General features: G+C 73.8%; 17 protein-coding genes. 10 read left to right on the top strand and 7 right to left on the bottom strand.

What is annotated here, in order from left to right:
- The first annotated feature begins 57 nt into the window (after positions 1–57).
- Positions 58–978 (top strand): 4Fe-4S domain-containing protein, encoded by a 921-nt coding sequence (locus SNOUR_RS28330; RefSeq protein WP_067352461.1) that lies wholly within the window; start codon positions 58–60, stop codon positions 976–978.
- A 43-nt stretch (positions 979–1,021) separates the two neighbouring features.
- Here the strand turns inward: SNOUR_RS28330 and SNOUR_RS28325 are convergent, their stop codons facing one another.
- From SNOUR_RS28325 to SNOUR_RS28300, 6 genes are all read right to left on the bottom strand, one after another.
- Positions 1,022–2,185, bottom strand: coding sequence for a carboxylate-amine ligase (locus SNOUR_RS28325; RefSeq protein WP_067352458.1), 1,164 nt, complete (start codon positions 2,183–2,185; stop codon positions 1,022–1,024).
- Between the two features lie 297 nt (positions 2,186–2,482).
- On the bottom strand, positions 2,483–5,656 hold the full coding sequence (locus tag SNOUR_RS28320) for an efflux RND transporter permease subunit (RefSeq protein ID WP_067352456.1): 3,174 nt from the start codon (positions 5,654–5,656) through the stop codon (positions 2,483–2,485).
- Between the two features lie 235 nt (positions 5,657–5,891).
- Positions 5,892–6,578, bottom strand: a complete 687-nt coding sequence (locus tag SNOUR_RS28315; RefSeq protein WP_067352453.1) for a response regulator — start codon at positions 6,576–6,578, stop codon at positions 5,892–5,894.
- A gap of 19 nt (positions 6,579–6,597) precedes the next feature.
- Entirely contained in the window at positions 6,598–7,905 is a 1,308-nt protein-coding gene (locus SNOUR_RS28310) for a sensor histidine kinase (protein ID WP_067352451.1), read from the bottom strand.
- Positions 7,906–7,988: 83 nt separating this feature from the next.
- Positions 7,989–8,267, bottom strand: a complete 279-nt coding sequence (pspAA, locus tag SNOUR_RS28305) for a PspA-associated protein PspAA (protein WP_039637240.1) — start codon at positions 8,265–8,267, stop codon at positions 7,989–7,991.
- Between the two features lie 81 nt (positions 8,268–8,348).
- Positions 8,349–9,149, bottom strand: a complete 801-nt coding sequence (locus SNOUR_RS28300) for a PspA/IM30 family protein (RefSeq protein WP_078875933.1) — start codon at positions 9,147–9,149, stop codon at positions 8,349–8,351.
- Between the two features lie 295 nt (positions 9,150–9,444).
- On the opposite strand from SNOUR_RS28300, the gene SNOUR_RS28295 reads away from it, so the two are divergent.
- Positions 9,445–10,041 carry a DUF3043 domain-containing protein gene (locus SNOUR_RS28295; protein ID WP_067352448.1) on the top strand — a complete coding sequence of 199 codons (597 nt, stop codon included), beginning with the start codon at positions 9,445–9,447 and terminating at the stop codon, positions 10,039–10,041.
- A 52-nt stretch (positions 10,042–10,093) separates the two neighbouring features.
- Here SNOUR_RS28295 and SNOUR_RS28290 read toward each other — a convergent pair whose 3' ends face one another.
- On the bottom strand, positions 10,094–10,306 hold the full coding sequence (locus tag SNOUR_RS28290; protein WP_039637234.1) for a hypothetical protein: 213 nt from the start codon (positions 10,304–10,306) through the stop codon (positions 10,094–10,096).
- Positions 10,307–10,597: 291 nt separating this feature from the next.
- On the opposite strand from SNOUR_RS28290, the gene SNOUR_RS28285 reads away from it, so the two are divergent.
- The 8 genes from SNOUR_RS28285 (at position 10,598) to lpdA (ending at position 20,583) form a co-directional block, all read left to right on the top strand.
- Entirely contained in the window at positions 10,598–11,839 is a 1,242-nt protein-coding gene (locus tag SNOUR_RS28285) for a bifunctional adenosylcobinamide kinase/adenosylcobinamide-phosphate guanylyltransferase (RefSeq protein ID WP_067352446.1), read from the top strand.
- A gap of 62 nt (positions 11,840–11,901) precedes the next feature.
- Complete coding sequence (locus SNOUR_RS28280) at positions 11,902–12,552, top strand: methyltransferase (protein WP_099055733.1); 651 nt, start codon at positions 11,902–11,904, stop codon at positions 12,550–12,552.
- Between the two features lie 104 nt (positions 12,553–12,656).
- Positions 12,657–13,703 carry a nicotinate-nucleotide--dimethylbenzimidazole phosphoribosyltransferase gene (cobT, locus tag SNOUR_RS28275; protein ID WP_067352443.1) on the top strand — a complete coding sequence of 349 codons (1,047 nt, stop codon included), beginning with the start codon at positions 12,657–12,659 and terminating at the stop codon, positions 13,701–13,703.
- 105 nt (positions 13,704–13,808) lie between these two features.
- The gene (locus SNOUR_RS28270; protein WP_067352441.1) at positions 13,809–15,560 is read left to right on the top strand and encodes a phosphatidylglycerol lysyltransferase domain-containing protein; all 1,752 of its coding nucleotides are present in this window, start codon (positions 13,809–13,811) and stop codon (positions 15,558–15,560) included.
- Complete coding sequence (locus SNOUR_RS47510; RefSeq protein WP_067352438.1) at positions 15,557–16,294, top strand: hypothetical protein; 738 nt, start codon at positions 15,557–15,559, stop codon at positions 16,292–16,294. The genes SNOUR_RS28270 and SNOUR_RS47510 overlap by 4 nt, the downstream gene beginning before the upstream one ends.
- Positions 16,295–16,344: 50 nt before the next feature.
- Positions 16,345–17,154 carry an adenosylcobinamide-GDP ribazoletransferase gene (locus SNOUR_RS28260; RefSeq protein WP_067358890.1) on the top strand — a complete coding sequence of 270 codons (810 nt, stop codon included), beginning with the start codon at positions 16,345–16,347 and terminating at the stop codon, positions 17,152–17,154.
- A gap of 190 nt (positions 17,155–17,344) precedes the next feature.
- Positions 17,345–18,889 carry a leucyl aminopeptidase gene (locus SNOUR_RS28255; RefSeq protein ID WP_067352435.1) on the top strand — a complete coding sequence of 515 codons (1,545 nt, stop codon included), beginning with the start codon at positions 17,345–17,347 and terminating at the stop codon, positions 18,887–18,889.
- Between the two features lie 305 nt (positions 18,890–19,194).
- Positions 19,195–20,583, top strand: coding sequence for a dihydrolipoyl dehydrogenase (gene lpdA, locus SNOUR_RS28250; protein WP_067352433.1), 1,389 nt, complete (start codon positions 19,195–19,197; stop codon positions 20,581–20,583).
- The last annotated feature ends 43 nt before the right edge of the window (positions 20,584–20,626 follow it).

Genomic DNA, 20,626 nt, shown 5'->3' with positions numbered 1-20,626 from the left:
TGAGCGGGGAAACCAACAGGCCCGGCAGGGCACAGGGGTCAAGGAGGCGGACGAACCGTGCACACCACACAGGACGACCGATCATCGGCACTCTCGGCAGACGGCGGCGCGGGCGACTGGTACGTGGACGACCGCTGCACCAACTGCGATGTGGCGCGGCAGCTCGCACCGGAGCTGATCGGGGAGGTCGGCGGCCGGTCCGAGGTCGTCCGGCAGCCGCGCGGGGCGGCGGAGGAGCGGCGGATGCACGCGGTGGCGTTCGCCTGTCCGACGCGTTCGGTGCGGTGGACCGGGGGCCGGGTGGCGGCGGAGCTGGACCCGTTCCCGTTACGGCTCGACGACGCGGTGGACCTGTGCGGGCACAACTCGCCGCACACCGCGGGGGCCAACGCGTATCTGCTGCGGCGTCCCGGCGGGACGCAGATGATGATCGACACCCCGCGGTTCAGCGAGGGGCTGGCCGCGCGTTACGAGGCGGCCGGAACGGTCACCGACGTGCTGCTCACGCACCGGGACCACGCCGCGCACGGCCGCCGCTACGCCGATCGGTTCGGGGCCCGGCTGTGGATCCACGAAGGGGACCTGGAGGCGGCGCCGGACGCCGACGAGGTGCTGCGGGGCACCGACCCCACGGAGATCGCCGAGGGCGTGGTGGTCCATCCGCTGCCCGGCCACACCCTGGGCAGCGTGCTCTACGTCGCGGACGAGCGGTACTGCTTCAGCGGCGACAGCTTCTACTGGTCGCGGGCCACCGGCGACATCGAGGTGGCGGAGAGCGTCACGTGGTACTCCGTCACCGAGCTGGCCGCCTCGCTGGACCGGACGGTGGCGGGGCTGCGCTTCGCGTGGCTGCTGCCCGGGCACGGCGACCGTCGGCGGCTGCCGGCGGAGGAAATGGCGCGGCGGATGCGGGAGTTGGCCGACCGCACCCGGGCGCTGCGCCCACGACCGGTGGACTTCACCGCGGTGCGGTGGTGAAGGGGCGGGCCGTCACCACCGGACCGGCACCGGGCCGTTCGGGTCAGGGGCGGTCGGGCGCGGCGTCCGCCGCCAGGTCCAGGCTCAGCCGGTCGACGACGTCCCGTAGGTCGCCGCGCCGGCGGTAGGCGGCGCGCTGCCGCTCGGCGCCGCCGCCGCCGCGGTGCAGGCGCTGCCACATCTGTCGGACGAAGGGCAGCTCGCCGGCCTCCTCCAGGGCCGGCGCGGCCCGGCCGATGAGGTCGAGCGCCAGTTCCCCGGCGGGTCGCAGGCGGCCGGTGGCGAGGTCCAGGCCGGAGCCCGAGACGCCGTCGCGGGCGGCGCGCCAGTGCGCGGCCCGCAGCAGGGCGTTGTGGACGTCGGGGGCCGGTCTGCCCCGGCGGACGTCGACCAGCAGGACGCTGGCCAGGGCGCGGGTCAGACCGGCGAGGAGCACGACGGTGTCCAGGTCCGCGTTGACGTCGGGGACGCGGACCTCCACCGTGGGCCAGCGTTCGGAGGGGCGGGCGTGCCAGTAGACCAGTTTCCGGTCGAGCAGCATGCCGGAGGCGACGAGCGTGTCCACCAGGCTGTCGTACGCCGCGGCGTCCTGGAACAGCGGTGTCGGGCCGGAGTGCGGCCATCGACCGAAATGGAGCGTGCGCCAGCCGGCGAATCCGCTGTCCCGGCCGTCCTGGAACGGCGAGTTGGCGGCGAGCGCCTGCAGTGTCGGCAGCCAGGGCCGTAAGTGGTTGCAGAGCTGTACGGCCTCCTCGCGATCGGCCACTGCCACATGGACATGACAGGCACAGACACCGGTGTTCCGGTCGCCGACGACGAGGGGGGCGTAGTAGTCCGCCATGTGCCGGTAGCGCGCGTTGTCGGCGATCTCCGGCGGGTCGGGGAACGGGATCACCGGCGTGCCGGACGCCACCACCAGGCAGTCGGCCTCGGCGGCGGCGGCCACCAGGACCGCGCGCAGCGCACGGAGCTGCTGCCGGAGGTCGTCGAGGGTGCTGACGGGCGGGGTGCGGGTCTCCACCGTGGTGGTGAAGAGCTCGGCGTCGATGTACTCGCTGAAGGAGGTGCGGGCGCGCGCGATGACGTCGGGCGCCCGCGCGACCGTGGCGCGCGTGGCGCGGTCGGCGAGGAAGAACTCCTCCTCGACACCGAGCGTCGGTATGGGTCCGGAGGGAGGACGCCCGCGCCCTCCGTCAGGACGGGGCATCGGGACTCTCTTGCCTTCCGGCTCTAACAGCACGATGCGACAACCTTCCGGCCTGGGCGGTCAACTCGCCGATACTGCGCGCCTGATGATAAGCGGGCCCACCGGTCGCACGGTGGTGCGCGACGGCGCCTCGGCGGCCGCAGCAGCGCGTTCCGGCCACCCCACCCGCCCCGGGTGCCACCGGCGGCTCCGGCGCCACCGGAGCGCGCGGGCGCCGGGTGTCCACGACGCGCGGATCCCCCGCGACCGCCGGTGCGGTCACGGGGGATCCCTGGGTCGTACGGGACGGGCGGGGCGTCAGACCCCGGCCGGCTCCGGGGTGCGGTCGGCGTCCGCGGGAGCCGCGGTGCCGCCGTCCTTCCCGGCCCGCTTCGCCGCCTTCTTCTCCGCCCGGCGCTCCTTGCGGAGCTCGATGATCGCGTAGAGCGTCGGGACGAGGAGGAGGGTGAGCAGGGTGGAGGTGATCAGACCGCCGATCACGACCACGGCCAGCGGCTGGGAGATGAAGCCGCCGTCGCCGGTGATCGACAGCGCCATCGGCAGCAGCGCCATGATCGTGGCCAGGGCCGTCATCAGGATCGGGCGCAGACGGTGCCGGCCGCCCTCGACGACCGCCTCGACGACGCCGTAGCCCTGCGCCCGGTACTGGTTGATCAGGTCGATCAGGACGATGGCGTTGGTGACCACGATGCCGATCAGCATCAGCATGCCGATCATGGCGGGGACGCCCATCGGGGTGCCGGTGGCGACCAGCAAGCCGATCGCACCGGTCGCCGCGAACGGGATCGAGATCAGCAGGATCAGCGGCTGGACGATGGACCGGAAGGTGCCCACCAGCAGCAGGAAGACGATCGCGATGGCGGCCAGCATGGCCAGGCCGAGCTTGCCGAACGCGTCGGTCTGGTCCTGGGAGACGCCGCCGACGGTGGCGGTGGCGCCGGACGGCAGCTTCAGCGACGTGATCGTGCTCTGCAGCTTGGCGGAGACCGCACCGGTGTTGTCGCCGGTCGGCTTGGCCGTGACGGTCGCCGAGCGGGCGCCGTCGATCCGGGTCATCTGGACCGGGCCGGCCACGGTCTTGACGGTGGCCAGGTCGCCGAGCCGGGCCATCCCGGACGGGGTCGGCAGCGGCAGGTCCTTCAACTGGGCCTCGGTGGTGGCCGGGTGGGCCGACTTGATCACCACGTCGCGCTCGGTGTCGTCCAGCACGGCCTTGCCGCTGGGCGTGCCGTTGACCGCCTGGGCGACGGCCGCGCCGAGCGTGGCCTGGGTGTAACCGGCCGCGGCGGCCTTGTCGTTGGGCGTCACGGAGATCCGCGGCACGCTCTGCGCCAGGTCGCTCTGGACGTCGGTGACGTGGTCCAGGCCCGCGACGGCCGTGCGGACCTGCTCGCTGGCGCGCTTGAGCACGTCGGCGTCGCCGGCCTTGACGACCACGCTGAGGTTCTGGTTGCCGAAGCCGCCGCCGCCCGCGGAGACGGACGCCTCGCCGGCGGCCGGGCCGAGCTTGGCCAGCTCGCCGCGGAGGTTCTCGGTGACCTTGTCGGAGTCCGCGGAGCTCTTGAGCTTGACCTGGTAGCTGGCCTGGTTGGCGCCGGAGCCGCCGCCGAAGGCCGCCATCATCCCGGAGGAGCCGACGGTGACCTGGTAGTCCTCGACGTCCTTGTCGGCCGCGAGCACCTTCTCGACCCGCTTGGCCTGCGCGTCGGCTGCGGCCAGGCTGGTGCCCGGCTTCAGCTCCTGCTTGATGCTCAGGGTGTCCTGCTTGCCCTGGTCGAAGAAGGTCGTCTTCAGCAGCGGGGCCATCCCGAAGGTGGCGATGAGGATCACCACGGCGATCAGCAGGCTGATCGCGCGGCGGCGGGTGGCGAAGCGCAGCACCGGGACGTAGAGCCGCTGCAGCGCGCTGCGGGTCTCCTTCTCCTCGGCCGCGCGGCGCAGCTCCTCGGGGTCGGTGCCCTCCGGGACCTTCGGGGCGCGCAGGAACCAGTACGACAGCACCGGCACCACGGTCAGCGAGACCAGCAGCGAGGAGAGCAGGGCGACGGTGACGGTGATGGAGAAGGAGCCGAAGAGGGCGCCGACCATGCCGCCGACCACACCGATCGGGAGGAAGACCGCGACCGTGGTCAGGGTCGAGGAGGTGATCGCGCCGGAGACCTCCTTGACAGCCTTGAGGATGGCCTCGCGGCGCTCCTCGCCGTAACCCAGGTGCCGCTTGATGTTCTCCAGGACGACGATCGAGTCGTCCACGACCCGGCCGATCGCGATGGTCAGACCGCCCAGGGTGAGCATGTTCAGGGAGAGGTCACCGGTCCACAGCACGATCAGGGTGATGACCACGGACAGCGGGATGGAGACCGCGGTGACCAGGGTCGAGCGCAGGCTCAGCAGGAAGACCAGGATCACGATCACGGCCATGACCAGGCCGAGCAGTCCCTCGGTGGTCAGCGACTCGATGGACTTGGAGACCTGCGGGCCCTGGTCGGAGGCGATGGTGACGCTCGCGCCGGCGCCCAGGTCCTTGCGGATGGTGTCCAGCTTGCCCTTGACCGCGTCGGAGATGGCGACCGCGCTGCCGTCCTGGTTCATCGTCACGGTGACCGAGAGGCTGGGCCTGCCGTCGGTGCGGGTGATCGAGGTCGGGGTGGCCGAGGTCTCCTGGACGGTGGCGACGTCACCGAGCCGGACCGGCTTGCCGCCCTGGCCGCCGCCCATCGGGCCGGCCGCCGGGGTGACCATCAGGTCCTTGATCTGCGCCACCGAGGTGAAGCCGGCACCGACCTGCACGGTCTTGCTGCGGCCGTCCTCGGAGAAGGCGCCGGCCGGCACCGACGTGCCGCCGGCCTGGAGCGCCTGGCCGAGCGCGGCGGAGTTCAGCCCCGCGGCGGCCAGCTTCGCCGCGTCCGGGGTGACCGCGACGATCCGGTCCTGTACGCCGCCGACGTTGACCTGGCCGACGCCGTCGATGTTCTTCAGGTCCGGGACGACGGTGCGGTTGAGCTGGTCGGCGAGGGTCTGCTGGTCCTTCTTGGTGGAGGAGACCGCGAGGACGACGGTGGGCAGGTCGTCCGTGCCGCCGGAGACCACCTGCGGGTCCACGTCCTTCGGCAGCTTCGCCCGGGCCCGGTTGACGGCCTGCTGGACGTCGGCGACCAGGGTCTTGGAGTCGTTGCCGAAGTCGAACTGCGCCATGATGACGCCGGAGCCCTCGCTCGACGTCGAGGTGACGCTCTTGATGCCGTTGACCGCCTGGATTCCGTTCTCCAGCGGCTCGACCACCTGCTTCTCGACGACATCGGGCGAGGCGCCCTGGTACGGGGCGATCACGGAGACCATCGGCAGGTCGATGGACGGCAGGAGCTGCTGCTTGAGCTGCGGGATCGCGATGGCGCCGAAGGCGATCGCGACGATCGACATCAGCGCTATCAGGCCCCGTTGTACGAGGCTGATGCGGGACAGCCAGGACATGGGTGGCGGTCTCTCTTCTGTTCAGAAAAGCGGGTATCGAGGACGGGGGAACTCCGGCGGAAGCCGGGTGTCCGGCCCGGTGTGAGGGCCGACACCGGCCCACCTACACCCTCCGTCACGGCCAGCCCGGTTCTCCTCGCTCGCAAGTCGGTTTTCGGCCGCCGTCCGTACCGCGTCCGTAGTACGGGCGGCTCCACCCGCCCTGCACCCCTGGGCGTACGGGCGCCTGCTCCGATCAGTGCGCCCGCGGGCGCACCAGTCCCGACTCGTAGGCGATGACCACCAGTTGGGCCCGGTCGCGGGCGCCGAGCTTGGCCATCGCGCGGTTGACGTGCGTCTTGACGGTGAGCGGGCTGACGTCCAGTTGCTCGGCGATCTCGTCGTTGGACAGTCCGCCGGCCACCAGCACCAGCACCTCGCGCTCCCGGCCGGTGAGCGTGGCCAGCCGCTCGGCGTTCGCGCCACCGGGCCCCTCGCCCGCCGCGCCCTCGCCCTGCGCGAGGAACTTGGCGATCAGGCCCTTGGTGGCGGCGGGCGAGAGCAGCGCCTCGCCGCCGGCCGCGATCCGGATCGCGTGCAGCAGCTCGTCCGGCTCGGCGCCCTTGCCCAGGAAGCCGCTGGCGCCGGCCCGCAGCGACTGCACGACGTAGTCGTCGACCTCGAAGGTGGTCAGGATGACCACCCTGACGCCGGTCAGCTCCGGGTCCTGGCTGATCAGACGGGTGGCGGCCAGACCGTCGGTGCCGGGCATCCGGATGTCCATCAGGACAACGTCGGGGCGCTCCTCGCGGGCCAGGGCGTACGCCTGCGCCCCGTCGGACGCCTCGCCCACCACCCGCATGTCCGGCTCCGAGTCGACCAGGATGCGGAACGCGCTGCGCAACAGCGTCTGGTCGTCGGCCAGCAGCACCTTGATGGTCATGTCCCCATCGCCCTCGCGCTCATGTCGTCTCACCGGTACGCGCGCCGCCCAGCGGCAGGGTGACCCGCACCTGGAAGCCGCCGGCCGCCCGGGGGCCGGTGACGACCGTGCCGCGCAGCGCCTGGACCCGTTCGCGCATCCCGATCAGACCATGGCCGCCGACGGACCCCGCCACGGCCCCCTCCCCCGGCCCGTCCGCGGCCACCGCGGCGTCCGCTCCAGCGCCGCGGCCGTCGTCCTGGACGGTCACGGTCAGCGCACCGTCGGTCCGGATGATCCGCACGGTGGCGCGGGCACCGTCGCCGGCGTGCTTGCGGACGTTGGTCAGCGCCTCCTGGACCACCCGGTAGGCGGTCAGGTCCACCGAGGCGGGCAGGGCGGGCTGCGGCGCGGGCGGCAGGTCCAGGGCGACCGGCAGGCCGGCCCGGACGAACCCGTCGATCAGCTGGTCCAGGACGCCGAGGCCGGGCGCGGGCTCGGTGGGGGCCGTCGGGTCGTCGGGCTGGCGCAGCAGGCCGACCGTGGCGCGCAGCTCCTCCAGCGCCGACCGGGACGCCTCCCGGACGTGCGCCAGCGCCTGTTTGGCCTGGTCGGGCCGGTTGTCCATGACGTGCGAGGCGACCCCGGCCTGGACGTTGACCAGGGCGATGTGGTGCGCGACCACGTCGTGCAGCTCGCGGGCGATGCGCAGCCGCTCCTCGGCGACCCGGCGGCGGGCCTCCTCCTCGCGGGTGCGCTCGGCGCGCTCGGCGCGCTCGCGGATGGCGTCCACGTAGGCCCGGCGGCTGCGGACCGCGTCGCCGGCCGCCGCGGCCATCCCGGTCCAGGCGAAGATCGCGAGGTTCTCCTGGGCGTACCAGGAGCGGTCCCCGAAGAACATCGCGGCGGCGGTCAGCACGAGGCAGGTGAGCACGCCGATGCGCCAGGTGGTGGGCCGATCGGTGCGGGAGGCAACGGTGAACAGGGCGATCACCGCCGCTGCGGCGACCGGGGCGCGCGGGGCGTTGGACTGGGCGACCAGCTCGACGATCGTCAGCGCGCCGGTGGCGGCCAGCACCGTGCGGGGCAGCCGCCGGCGCAGCACCAGCGCGCCGCAGGCGAGGACGGCCAGCACCACGGTGACGGGCGAGAGCTCGCGGACGCCGAAGCGGGGCAGGTGCGCGCCGTGCGGGCCGTGCGGCCCGGCCACCGCGCCGCACAGGATCGCCACGAACACCGCCGCCGCCACCGCCGTGTCGAACGCGAGCTGATGCGTCCGGTGCCACTGGCGGAGCCGGGCGACGCGGCTCGCGTCCTGGGCGGTGGCGGGCGACGGAAGGGCTGTCACAGCAGGCAACGGTAGCGCCCCGGTCCCACCAGGGGGGCCGGGGCGCCGTGCGTAGTGCGCTGGGTGTGCGGTGTATCTGCTGGTCAGCCCGGGATCAGGCCGTCGTCGCTGAGCATCTCCCGGACCTCCGCCAGACTCGCGTCCGGCGCGGGCAGGATCAGCTCGGAGGGCTCCAGGGCGTCGTCCGGCAACGGGGTGCCCAGACGACGGACGGAGTCCAGCAGGGCCCCCAGGGTGCGCCGGAATCCGGCCTCGTCACCGCTCTCCATCTCGGCGAGCAGTTCGTCGTCCAGCTTGTTGAGCTCGATGAAGTGGGCGTCATCCAGCTTCACCTGCCCCTCCCCCATGATCCGTACGATCACGACGGTCTCCCTTGTTGCGGTCGGGCGGGGTCGCGGTGGCGACGGCGGACCGCTCCGCACGGGGCGGACCGCCGCCGTCGGTCACTGCTTGTCGAGACGCGGGTGCTGCTGCTGCGGGGCCTGCTGGGCGGCGCCACCCGGGCCGCCCTCGATGGCCTGCTGCTGGGCGGACGGCCCGCCCGCCAGCTCGGCCTTCATCCGCTGCAGCTCCAGCTCGACGTCGCTGCCGCCGGAGAGCCGGTCCAGCTCGGCGGTGATGTCGTCCTTGGCCATGCCGGTCGGGTCGTCCAGCGCGCCGGAGGCCATCAGCTCGTCGATGGCACCGGCCCGGGCCTGGAGCTGCGCGGTGCGGTCCTCGGCCCGCTGGATCGCCAGGCCGACATCGCCCATCTCCTCGGAGATGCCGGAGAACGCCTCGCCGATCCGGGTCTGCGCCTGGGCGGCGGTGTACGTGGCCTTGATCGTCTCCTTCTTGGTGCGGAAGGCGTCGACCTTGGCCTGGAGCCGCTGCGCGGCGAGCGTCAGCTTCTCCTCCTCGCCCTGGAGGGTCTGGTGCTGCGTCTCCAGGTCGGTGACCTGCTGCTGCAGCGCGCTGCGCCGGGTCAGCGCCTCGCGGGCCAGGTCCTCGCGGCCGAGCGCCAGCGCCTTGCGGCCCTGGTCCTCCAGCTTCGCGGACTGGCCCTGGAGCTGGTTGAGCTGCAGCTCCAGGCGCTTGCGGGAGGTCGCCACGTCGGCGACGCCGCGGCGTACCTTCTGCAGCAGTTCGAGCTGCTTCTGGTACGAGTAGTCGAGGGTCTCGCGCGGGTCTTCGGCCCGGTCAAGGGCCTTGTTGGCCTTCGCGCGGAAGATCATCCCCATCCGCTTCATGACACCATCGCTCATGGGCCTCGCGCGCCCCCTTCTGACCGACTCACATCGGGCTTAGGCTCCAGCACATCTACAGACCCCACAGTACGGGCCCTGGTTCCATTACCGCACTGTTCGGGCCCGGATGCGCTCCTCCTCCAGGACGATCAGACCGTCCGGCTTCTCCAGCCCAGGGAGTAGGGCGCCCCCCGGAGGCCGCCGCACCGCCCGGTCTGTCCGCTTCTGCCCCCACGGGACGGCCGGTGCCGTTGCCGGATCGTTCCCCGTCGCCCCGTGGCTCATTCGCGGTGAGGACGTACTCTTGGGTGTTGTGTTCCGAAGCCGTTCGAAGGATGAGCAGGCCGCGACCGCCAAGGTGACCGCGTCCCAGCCCCAGCAGCCCCGCGACCCGCAGGCCCCCAAGGGCCGTCCGACGCCCAAGCGCAGCGACGCCCAGTCGCAGCGCCGCACGCGCGCTCAGACGCCGACCAACCGCAAGGACGCCGTGAAGGCGCAGCGGGAGGCGCGGCGTGCCGACATGGCCCGCCAGCGCGAGGCCCTGGCCAACGGCGACGAGCGCTATCTGCCGGTCCGCGACAAGGGCCCGGTGCGTCGTTTCGCCCGGGACTACGTCGACGCCCGGTGGTGCGTGGCGGAGTTCTTCCTGCCGGTCGCCGTGGTGATCCTGGTGCTGACCATGATCCGGGTGCCGCAGATCCAGAGCATCGCGCTGCTGCTGTGGCTCGTGATCATCGTCCTGATCGTGCTCGACTCGATCATGATCTGGTTCCGGCTGGGCAAGCTGCTCCAGCAGCGCTTCCCCAAGGAGAACCTCAAGGGCGCCCGCGCCTACGCCGTGATGCGCACGCTCCAGATGCGCCGGCTGCGGCTGCCCAAGCCGCAGGTCAAGCGCGGCCAGCGCCCCTGAGCCCAGAAGGCTCGGGACGGTGGGGGCCGGCGCCGCCGGCCCCCACCGCGCCTCACTCCTCGTCGGCGTGCAGGCTCATCGGCCCGGGGTAGATCTCCGTGCTGTCCTCGAACAGCCTGACCTGGTCGATGCCGCCGTCGCGGAGGTCGCGCCACTGCTCCCCGATCCAGGACTCGGCGTCCCCCTGGGTCGTGAACTCCTCCGGTTCCACGGTGGGCACCGCCTCCGAACCGTCCGCCTTCTCGAACCGCCACGTCCACGCCATGTGCGCCTCCTGGAGTCCCACCGGGTCCGCCGGGTCCGCCGATCCCACCGCACACGCCGGGCACCGCGCGCCACGCCGTGCCTGCGGATCGTGCTTCCCCGCTTGATCGGAAAGCCTATCGGCCGTGTCGAGGGGCGTTGCGGCGCTCTCGCCGGCCCGACGGCGACGCCGGTGCGCCACGCGGGTCCGACGGCGGCGCCGAGGGGCGCCCGGTGCGCCGCGCAAGCCCAACGGCGGCGCCGGTGGGCGCCCCGCGCGCTCGTGCGCGCCGGACACTAGAGACTTACCCGGGTGGACCTCACTCTCCTCGGCACCGCGGCCCCGCAGGGGCTGCCGCGCCCCGACTGCCCGTGTGCCGCCTGTGCGACCGCCGTCGGCGACGAGGCACGGGCGGCGACCGCCCTGCTCGTCGACGGCGCGCTGCTGCTCGATCTGACTCCGGGCCCGGCGTTCGCCGCCGCCCGTGCGGGCCGCTCGCTCGCCGGGGTGCGCCAGGTGCTGCTCTCCCACCCGCACGACGGGCCGGCGCTGGAGGTGCCGGCGGGGCTGCCGCAGCCGGGCCGGGTCGCCGACGGCCGGGAGCTGGCGCTGCTGGGCGGGCACCGGGTGCGGGCCGTCGCGGTGGACGTCCCCGGCACCGGCTACGAGGTCACCGGCGGCGACGGCGAGCGGCTGCTGTACCTGCCGCCGGGCGCGGCGCCGGCCGGATGGGGCGAGGCCGACCCCGGCAACGGCGGGCCCGCGGCGGCGGGCGGCCCGGGGCCGTACGACCTGGTGCTGCTGGACGTGCTGGCGCGGCCGGAGGCGCTGGCCCGGCTGCGGGCGAGCGGCGCGGTGGACGCGGCGACCGACGTGGTCGCGGTGCACCTGGACCACACCGTGCCGCCCGGGCCCGAACTCCACCGCCGGCTGGCGGCGCTGGGCGCCCGCACGGTGCCGGACGGCACCTCCCTCGTGGTCGGCGAGTACCACGCGGTGCCCGACCTGCCGCGCCGGACGCTGGTGCTGGGCGGGGCGCGCAGCGGGAAGTCGGTGGAGGCCGAACGCCGGCTGCTGGCCTTCCCCGAGGTGGTGTACGTGGCCACCAGCGGCACCCGGGACGGGGACGAGGACTGGGCGCAGCGGGTGGCGCTGCACCGGGAGCGGCGCCCGGCCGGCTGGCGGACCGTCGAGACCTGTGACCTGCTGCCGCTGCTGGCGGAGCCGGCGACCGCGCCGCCGCTGCTCGTCGACTGCCTGGCGCTGTGGCTGACGGACGCCATGGACGAGGCCGGGGCGTGGGACGACTCGGCCTGGGAGGCGGGCGGGCGGCGGGCGCTGCGGGAGCGCTGCGAGGCGCTGGTGGCGGCCGTGCGGGAGACCCGCCGGCGGGTGGTGGCGGTGAGCAACGAGGTCGGTTCGGGGGTGGTCCCGGCGACCCCGGCGGGCCGCCGGTTCCGGGACGAACTCGGGCGGCTGAACGCCGCGTTCGGCGCGGAGTGCGAGCAGCTGCTGGTGGTGGTCGCGGGCCAGGCGCTTGCGCTGCGCGGCTGACAGCGGCCCGGTCCGGCCCGTGTCCGCTTGCCCGGGGGGCCGGCGGCGGGTGCGCTGGGGCGGTGACCGAACTTTCCCGACATCACGGGTACCGCGCCCGCCGCCGGCGTTCCCCCCTCCGGCCTGCCGCCCCCGGGCGCCCCGGTCCGGTCGGGCCGGGCCGGGGCGGCGAGCTGAGCGACGCCGCCGAGGCGGCGGTCCGCGGCTATCTGGAGCGCCGCCCGGACGCCACCGTGGTCGTCCTCGGCGAGGGCCTGGGGACCGGCTTCCGGCGGCTGGACAACGGGCGGTTGACCTGGCTGTCGGTGCTGCCGCCGCAGGACGCGGCGGCCCGCCGGTTGCTGCTGCCCGACGGCCCCCGGCGGCGCACCGTCGGCTGCGCGGGATCGGGCGCCGACTGGCCGGACGTGGTGGGCGCGCCGGAGGGCGGGGTGGTGGTGGCGGTGCCCCGGACGCCCGCGGGGCTGTCGGCGGGCGCGGTGGCGGACCTGCTCGCGGTGTGCGCGGCGCGGTTCCCCGGCGGGGCGCTGGTGCTGGACGCGCTGCCCCGGTGGACGGCGGCGGTGGCCCGGTCGGCCCGCCGCCACCCGGCCGTCGCCGCGGTGCGCGTCCTCCCCCTGGCGGCGGGCCGCGGGTCGCCCGGCCGGTGGCGGCGGTGGCTGCCGGGGACGGTGGTGTGCGAGGTGCGGTTCACCGGCGGTGGCGCCACCTGACGCGCCGCCACCGTCCCCGGCCCGCACCGGTGCCGCCGAGGCCGGCCGCCGCGGACGCCCCACGGACGCCCCGTCGGCCGGCCGTTGCCGGTAATCTGCGCCCAATGAGCGCCCTGAACCTCGATGACTTCGCCCAACTGATCGAGCGCCCCGACGCCGATGTGCGCCGCACCGCCGAGGAACGGCGGGCCCGGACGGCCCTGCCGCCCGGCGCCCTGGGGCGGCTGGACGAGCTGGGCGAGTGGCTGGCCGCCGTCCAGCAGCAGGTGCCGGTGCGGCCCGTCGAGCGGCCCCGGGCGCTGCTGTTCGCCGGCGACCACGGCGTCGCGCGGCTGGGCGTCTCGGCCCGGCCGGCCGGTGGCACCAAGGACCTGGTGCGGGCCGTCCTGGACGGGGCGAGCCCGGCGGCGGTGCTGGCGCGCACCGCCGGCGTGCCGGTGCGGGTGGTGGACATGGCGGTGGACTGCGATCCGGCGGAGCTGCCGGAGGAGGTCACTCGGCACCGGGTGCGCCGCGGCTCGGGGCGGATCGACGTCGAGGACGCGCTGACCGCCGAGGAGGCCGAGGCGGCGTTCCGGGCCGGGATGGCGATCGCGGACGAGGAGGCGGACGCCGGCACCGACCTGGTCGTGCTGGGCGATCTGAGCGTGGGCGGCACCACCGCCGCCGGCACCCTGATCGCCGCGCTGTGCGGGACGGACGCCTCGGTCGTCACCGGGCGGGGCGGCCGGCCCATCGACGACCTGGCCTGGATGCGCAAGTGCGCGGCGATCCGGGACGCGCTGCGCCGGGCCCGACCGGTGCTGGGCGACCAGCTGCAGCTGCTGGCGACCGTCGGCGGCGCCGATCTGACCGCGGCCACCGGCTTCCTGCTGCAGAGCGCGGTCCGCCGCACCCCGGTGATCCTGGACGGCGTGGTCTCCGCGGCCTGCGCGCTGGTGGCGCAGCGGGTGGCGTTCCGGGCGCCGGACTGGTGGGTGGCCGGGCAGGCCAGCGGCGAGCCGGCGCAGGCCAAGGCGCTGGACCGGATCGCACTCAACCCTCTGCTCGATCACGGCGTCACAGCGGGCGAGGGGACCGGGGCGCTGCTCGCCCTGCCGTTGGTACGGGCGGCGGCCGCACTGGCCGCGGAGCTCCCGGTAGGCGACTGACACCCACCGGGCGCACCCGCGCGGCGCCCACCGCGACCGCACCGCGCCGGTCGGCGACGGCCCCCGTAAGATCGCGTTTTGCACGATTTATCGGGAGACATCGCTTTGAGTCCGGAGGAAGACCACCCCCTCGGCCGGTGGGCGCGGCGCGGTGCCGCGTTCGGCATCTGGTACCTGCGCGTCGTCACCTTCATCAACGTCCTCGGGGCGGTGTGGGTGTCGTTCGGCAACGACATCCGGCGCCACAACGCCGCGGACTTCTTCACCCCGTACCTGCTCACCGCGGGCTTCGCGTCGGGCGCCTTCTCGCTGTTCCTGGCGGTGACGCTGCGCCGCCGGAAGCGGGCGGCGTGGATCCTGAACGTGGTGCTGTCCGGTCTCTTCCTGCTGCTGGTGGCCGTGGTGATGGGGCTCGCCCCGGAGTTCCGGACGCATCCGCAGAACTGGGTGTCGCTGGCGCTGACGCTGCTGTTCACGGCGTCCCTGCTGGTCGGCCGGCGGGAGTTCTACGCCAAGGGCGACCGGGCCAACCCGAAGCTGGCGGCGCTGACCGCGGCCGGCGGGCTGCTGGTCGCCTCGCTGCTGGCGGCGCTGCTGGTGTCGGTCACCAACCTGGCCTCCCCGGGCGCCTCGACGTTCGCCGAGCGCTGGCGGTACGGCCTGCTGCGGTTGGTGTCGCTGGCCGCCGACGACCGCGGCTTCCCCGGGATCTCCACGCCGAACTGGGTCAACGGCACCATCAACGTGCTGAGCGCGGCGCTGCTGGTGGCCGTGTTGTGGGCGGCGTTCCGGTCCGTGCGCACCGTCGACCCGATCTCCGCGGACGACGAGGAGAAGCTGCGCGGGCTGCTCACGCGGCACGGCGACCGGGACTCGCTGGGGTACTTCGCGCTGCGCCGCGACAAGAGCGCGGTGTTCTCGCCCAGCGGGAAGGCGGCGGTGACGTACCGGGTGGTCGGCGGGGTGTCGCTGGCCTCCGCCGACCCGCTGGGCGACCCGGAGGCGTGGCCGGGGGCGATCGAGCGCTGGCTGGCCGAGGCCCGGGAGCACGGCTGGGCGCCGGCGGTGATGGGCGCGAGCGAGGAGGGCGGCACCATCTACGCCCGGCACGGGCTGGACGCGCTGGAGCTGGGCGACGAGGCGATCGTGGAGACCGCGGAGTTCACCCTGAGCGGCCGGGCCATGCGCACCGTGCGGCAGGCGTACCACCGGATCCAGCGGGCCGGCTACACGGTCCGCATCCGGCGGCACGAGGACATCCCCGCCGAGGAGATGGCGCGGTTGGTACGCCTGGCCGACGACTGGCGCGACGGGGACACCGAGCGGGGCTTCTCGATGGCGCTGGGCCGGCTCGGCGATCCGGCGGACGGGCGCTGCGTGATGCTCGAATGCACCGACGCCGAGGGCCGGTTGCGGGCGCTGCTGAGCTTCGTGCCGTGGGGGCGGAAGGGACTGTCGCTGGATCTGATGCGGCGGGACCGGGAGTCCGACAACGGGCTCATGGAATTCATGGTGCTGGAGCTGATCCAGCGGGCGGACGAGGTGGAGATCACTCAGCTCTCGCTCAACTTTGCGATGTTCCGTTCCGTCTTCGAACGGGGGTCGCGGCTCGGCGCGGGCCCGGTGCTGCGTGTGTGGCGCTCCTTGCTCGGCTTCTTCTCCCGGTGGTGGCAAATCGAATCGCTCTATCGCGCCAACGCGAAATACCGGCCCGTCTGGGAGCCCCGGTACATGCTCTTCGAGAAGAGCACCGACGTGCTGCGGATCGGTATCGCCGCGGCCCGCGCCGAGGGCTTCCTCGAAGCGCCCGGCCTGCCGAAGTGGCTGAACCGCAAGCATTTGGAGCACGGGAGATGAGCGAGCCCGGCGCGGGCCGGCGGGAGCTGTCCGTCCTGCGGCGCGCCGTGCGGGCCGAGTGGGGCCCGCTCCTGAGGACGGTGTGGCCGACGCTGGTGGCCCGCCGGCTGCGGGCGGTCCCGCTGACCCTGACCGCGGTCGGCCTGACGCTGGCCTTCCACTTCGTCCAGAACCAGTCCTGGGGCTACCGGGCCGTCCAGAACATCGGCTCGGTGCAGGCGTACGAGCACCTGTGGGTGGCGCTGCTGCGGACCCCGCTGTCGCTGTTCGTCCCGGCGCTGGACCTGCCGGTGTGGGGCGCGCTGGTGCAGATCCTGGTGGTCTTCGGGATCGCCGAGATCTGCCTCGGCCGCTGGCAGACGCTGACGGTCGCCTACGCGGCCACGCTCGCCGGCACGATGTACGCCCGGATCGGCCTGTGGCTCGGCCCGGACAGCCCGATCGGGCTGCCGGACTCCGACAAGTTCGTGGTCGACACCGGTCCGTCGGCGGCGGTGGTCGGCCTGGCGGTCGTCGTCTGCTGGCGCTACCGGGCCCGCCTCACCTGCGTCGTGGTGGTCGTCTCGATGTTCGTCGAGGTGGCGTTCATCAAGACCAACCTGGCGGGCAAGGAACACGTCGCGGCGGTGCTGGTGGTGCTGGCGCTGTGCGTGGCGTGGGACCGGTGGCGGCCGTTGAAGCCGTCCGACGTCCACTACGCCCAGTACGCCCGCGGCCGGGACCGCCCCTGGTGAACGGCCCGGGGCCGGTCCGCCGCGCCGCCGGCCCCGGGTACCCTGCCGCGGTGAACGACACCGCCCCCGTGCCGCCCTCCCCCGCCTCCCTCGCCGACGGGCTCCGCTTCGCGTTCGGCACGCTGACCGTGCTGCCGGTGCGGTTGACCCGCTGGGACCGGGCCGCGGCCCGCGGCGGAATGCTGTGCGCACCCGTGGCCGGACTGGTGGTCGGCCTGTGCGCGGCGGCGCTGGGCGGGGTGCTGCTGGTGCTCGGCGGCGGGCCGTTGCTGGCCGCGATCGGCAGCGCCGTGGTGCCGGCGGTGCTCACCCGCGGCCTGCACCTGGACGGGCTCGCGGACACCGCCGACGGCCTGGGCAGCGGCAAGCCCGCCGAGGAGGCGCTGCGCATCATGAAGCGGTCCGACATCGGGCCGTTCGGCGTGATCACCCTGCTGTTCGCGCTGCTCGCCCAAGTGGCCGCGCTCTTCGGTCTGTACGCGGCGGGCTGGGCGAGCGGCGCGGCCGGGGCGGTGGTGGCGGCGGTCACCGCCCGCGGCGCGCTGACCCTGGCCTCCCGGGCGGGGGTGCCGGCGGCCCGCCCGGAGGGGTTGGGGGCCGCGGTCGCCGGGGCGGTTCCGGTGCCGGCCGCGGTGGGCTGCGCGGCGCTGGTGGCGGCCGGCTGCGCGGCGTTCGGCGCGGCGGCCGGCGGCCCGTACGGCGCGCTGCACGCGGCGGTGGCGGCGCTGCTCGGGCTGGCGGGCGGGGAAGTGCTGCTGCGGCACTGCCGACGGCGGTTCGGCGGGGTGACCGGCGATGTCTTCGGCGCCCTCGCGGAGTGCGCCGGACTCACCGCGCTGGTGCTGCTCACACTCGGCTGAAAGCCCGCGCACCACCGTCACCCCCCTTGCGTTCACGGCGAGTTGGCGCATCCGTCGGGCGGCGGGAGACGTCCCGTCAGGTCCCGGTGCCGTAACCGGCCGGGCCAGCCGGCGCCACCGAGCGTAGGCTCGGCCGCAGCAGCGCTGACGCGCGAAACGGATTCCCCGGACGAACAGGACCTTCATCACCGTGACTGCACTGAGCCTCAGTACTTCTTCCGCCGCAACGGTGCGCGCGGATGCCGTCGTCGTCGGCGTGGCCAAGGGCGCCAAGGGCGTCGTGGTCGCCCCCGGCGCCGAGGCCGTGGACGACGCGTTCGGCGGCAAGCTCGCCGCCGTGCTGGAGACCCTCGGCGCGAGTGGTGTCGAGGGCGAGGTGACCAAGCTGCCCGCCGCCGACGGCATCAAGGCGCCGGTCGTGCTGGCGGTCGGCCTGGGCGACGCCCCGGCCAAGGGCGACTCCTACGACCACGAGGCACTGCGCCGCGCGGCGGGCAGCGCCGCCCGGACGCTGGCCGGCGCCAAGAAGGCGGCCTTCGCGCTGCCGGTCGAGCACGCCGGGGCGGCCGCCGCGGTCGGCGAGGGCGCGCTGCTGGGCGCGTACAGCTTCACCGCGTTCCGCAGCAACGGCGGGAACGGCAAGGGCGCCAAGGGCCGCAAGGGCGACGCCAAGTCGGCGCCGCTGGGCGAGGCCACGGTCCTCGGCGGCAAGCCGCGGGACAAGGAGTTCAAGGCCGCCGCGGAGCGCGCCCAGGTGCTGGCCGCGGAGATCAACCGCGCCCGCGACCTGATCAACACGCCCTCCAACGCCCTGGACCCCAAGCAGTTCGCCGCCGAAGCGCAGGCCGCCGCCAAGGAGTTCGGCCTCACCTTCGAGGTGCTGGACGAGAAGGCGCTCAAGAAGGGCGGCTACGGCGGCCTGATGGGCGTCGGCCAGGGCTCGGAGGCGCCGCCGCGGCTGGTGCGGATCGCACACACGCACGCGGACGCGGAGCGCACGCTGGCGCTGGTCGGCAAGGGCATCACCTACGACTCGGGCGGTATCTCGCTCAAGCCGGCCGGCCACAACGAGACCATGAAGTGCGACATGAGCGGCGCCGCCGCGGTGTTCGCCGCGGTCGTGGCCGCCGCGCGGCTGGACCTCCCGGTGAACGTCACCGGCTGGCTGGCGCTCGCCGAGAACATGCCGTCCGGCTCCGCCACCCGCCCCGGCGACGTGCTGACCATGTACAGCGGCAAGACCGTCGAGGTGCTCAACACCGACGCCGAGGGCCGCCTGGTGCTGGCCGACGCGCTGACCCGGGCCTCGGAGGAGGCGCCGGACGCGATCGTGGACGTGGCGACGCTCACCGGGGCGATGGTGCTGGCGCTGGGCCACCGCCACTTCGGGATCATGGCGAACGACGACGCCTTCCGCACCGCGATCCACGAGATCGCCGAGGAGGTCGGCGAGCAGTCCTGGCCGATGCCGCTCCCCGCCGAGCTGCGCAAGGGCATGGACTCCCCGGTCGCCGACATCGCCAACATGGGCGACCGGATGGGCGGCGGCCTGGTCGCCGGCCTCTTCCTGAAGGAGTTCGTCGGCGAGGGCATCGCCTGGGCGCACCTGGACATCGCCGGCCCGGCCTTCCACGAGGGCGCGCCCTGGGGCTACACCCCCAAGGGCGGCACCGGCTCCTCGGTCCGCACTCTGCTGCGGCTGGCCGAGCGCACCGCCGAGGGCGACCTGGGCTGACCGGCCCGCCGGTCCGCCACGCCCGCACGGCCCCGGGGTACGCCCGGGGCCGTCGGTGCGCCGACCACGGTATGTTCGCCCTCGACGAAATCCGCACGTAAGTACGCACGAGTAACCCCGGTGAAGCGGCAGATCGGCCGTCCCGAGCCCGGCCCCGCGTCCCGGCTTCGTTGAACAAGTGCGAAGATGGGTTCTCGGCAGGACAGGGCCCCCCTTACCCAGGGCCGAGTTAAAGCGGCCGAACAACAGCCGCGATCCGGTCATCGACGACCGGCTCCGGCGCACCCATGCATGGAGGACGTGACGTGGCGAACGACGCCAGCACCGTTTTCGACCTAGTGATCCTCGGAGGCGGTAGCGGTGGTTACGCCGCTGCCCTGCGCGGGGCGCAGCTGGGCCTGGACGTCGCCCTGATCGAGAAGAACAAGCTCGGCGGCACCTGCCTGCACAACGGCTGCATTCCCACCAAGGCTCTGCTGCACGCCGGCGAGGTCGCGGACCAGGCCCGTGAGGCCGAGCAGTTCGGTGTCAAGGCCACCTTCGAGGGCATCGACATCAACGCCGTCCACAAGTACAAGGACGACGTGATCTCGGGCCTCTACAAGGGCCTGCAGGGTCTGGTCGCCTCCCGCAAGGTGACCTACATCGAGGGCGAGGGCCGCCTCTCCTCCCCGACCTCCGTCGACGTGGGTGGCCAGCGCGTCCAGGGCCGCCACGTCCTGCTGGCGACCGGCTCCGTGCCGAAGTCCCTGCCGGGCCTGGAGATCGACGGCAACCGCATCATCTCCTCGGACCACGCGCTCACCCTCGACCGCGTCCCGAAGTCGGCGATCATCCTGGGCGGCGGCGTGATCGGCGTCGAGTTCGCCTCGGCGTGGAAGTCCTTCGGCACCGACGTCACCGTCATCGAGGGCCTCAAGCACCTCGTCCCGGTCGAGGACGAGAACAGCTCCAAGCTGCTGGAGCGGGCCTTCCGCAAGCGGGGCATCAAGTTCAACCTCGGCACCTTCTTCGACAAGGCCGAGTACACCGCCGACGGCGTCAGGGTCACCCTCGCCGACGGCAAGACCTTCGAGGCCGAGGTGCTGCTGGTCGCCATCGGCCGCGGCCCGGTCTCCGCCGGTCTGGGCTACGAGGAGCAGGGCGTCGCGATGGACCGCGGCTACGTCCTGGTCGACGAGTACATGCAGACCAACGTCCCGACCATCTCGGCCGTCGGTGACCTCGTCCCGACCCTCCAGCTCGCGCACGTCGGCTTCGCCGAGGGCATGCTGGTGGCGGAGCGACTGGCCGGCCAGAAGGTCGTCCCGATCGACTACGACGGCGTCCCGCGCGTCACGTACTGCCACCCCGAGGTCGCGTCGGTGGGCATCACCGAGGCCAAGGCCAAGGAGCTGTACGGCGCGGACAAGGTCGTGGCCCTGAAGTACAACCTTGCGGGCAACGGCAAGAGCAAGATCCTCAAGACCGCGGGCGAGATCAAGCTCGTCCAGGTCAAGGACGGTGCCGTGGTCGGCGTCCACATGGTCGGTGACCGTATGGGCGAGCAGGTCGGCGAGGCCCAGCTGGTCTACAACTGGGAAGCCCTGCCGGCCGAGGTTGCGCAGCTCATCCACGCGCACCCGACGCAGAACGAGGCGCTCGGCGAGGCCCACCTGGCCCTCGCCGGCAAGCCCCTCCACTCCCACGACTGACCCCCAGTCCCGGGCGCGACCACATCCGTACTTGCGATAGGAG

Source organism: Streptomyces noursei ATCC 11455, assembly GCF_001704275.1.
Taxonomy (GTDB): domain Bacteria; phylum Actinomycetota; class Actinomycetes; order Streptomycetales; family Streptomycetaceae; genus Streptomyces; species Streptomyces noursei.
Note: the sequence above shows the minus strand (reverse complement) of the source record. Positions and strands in the feature narration are given on the sequence as shown.

Bases quoted from the DNA above. Each gene is read 5' to 3' on its own strand.
- SNOUR_RS28325 (WP_067352458.1), bottom strand. From the start codon at position 2,185: ATGCCCCGTCCTGACGGAGGGCGCGGGCGTCCTCCCTCCGGACCCATA.
- SNOUR_RS28320 (WP_067352456.1), bottom strand. From the start codon at position 5,656: ATGTCCTGGCTGTCCCGCATCAGCCTCGTACAACGGGGCCTGATAGCG.
- SNOUR_RS28315 (WP_067352453.1), bottom strand. From the start codon at position 6,578: ATGACCATCAAGGTGCTGCTGGCCGACGACCAGACGCTGTTGCGCAGC.
- SNOUR_RS28300 (WP_078875933.1), bottom strand. From the start codon at position 9,149: ATGAGCGATGGTGTCATGAAGCGGATGGGGATGATCTTCCGCGCGAAG.
- SNOUR_RS28290 (WP_039637234.1), bottom strand. From the start codon at position 10,306: ATGGCGTGGACGTGGCGGTTCGAGAAGGCGGACGGTTCGGAGGCGGTG.
- cobT (WP_067352443.1), top strand. From the start codon at position 12,657: ATGAGCGCCCTGAACCTCGATGACTTCGCCCAACTGATCGAGCGCCCC.
- SNOUR_RS47510 (WP_067352438.1), top strand. From the start codon at position 15,557: ATGAGCGAGCCCGGCGCGGGCCGGCGGGAGCTGTCCGTCCTGCGGCGC.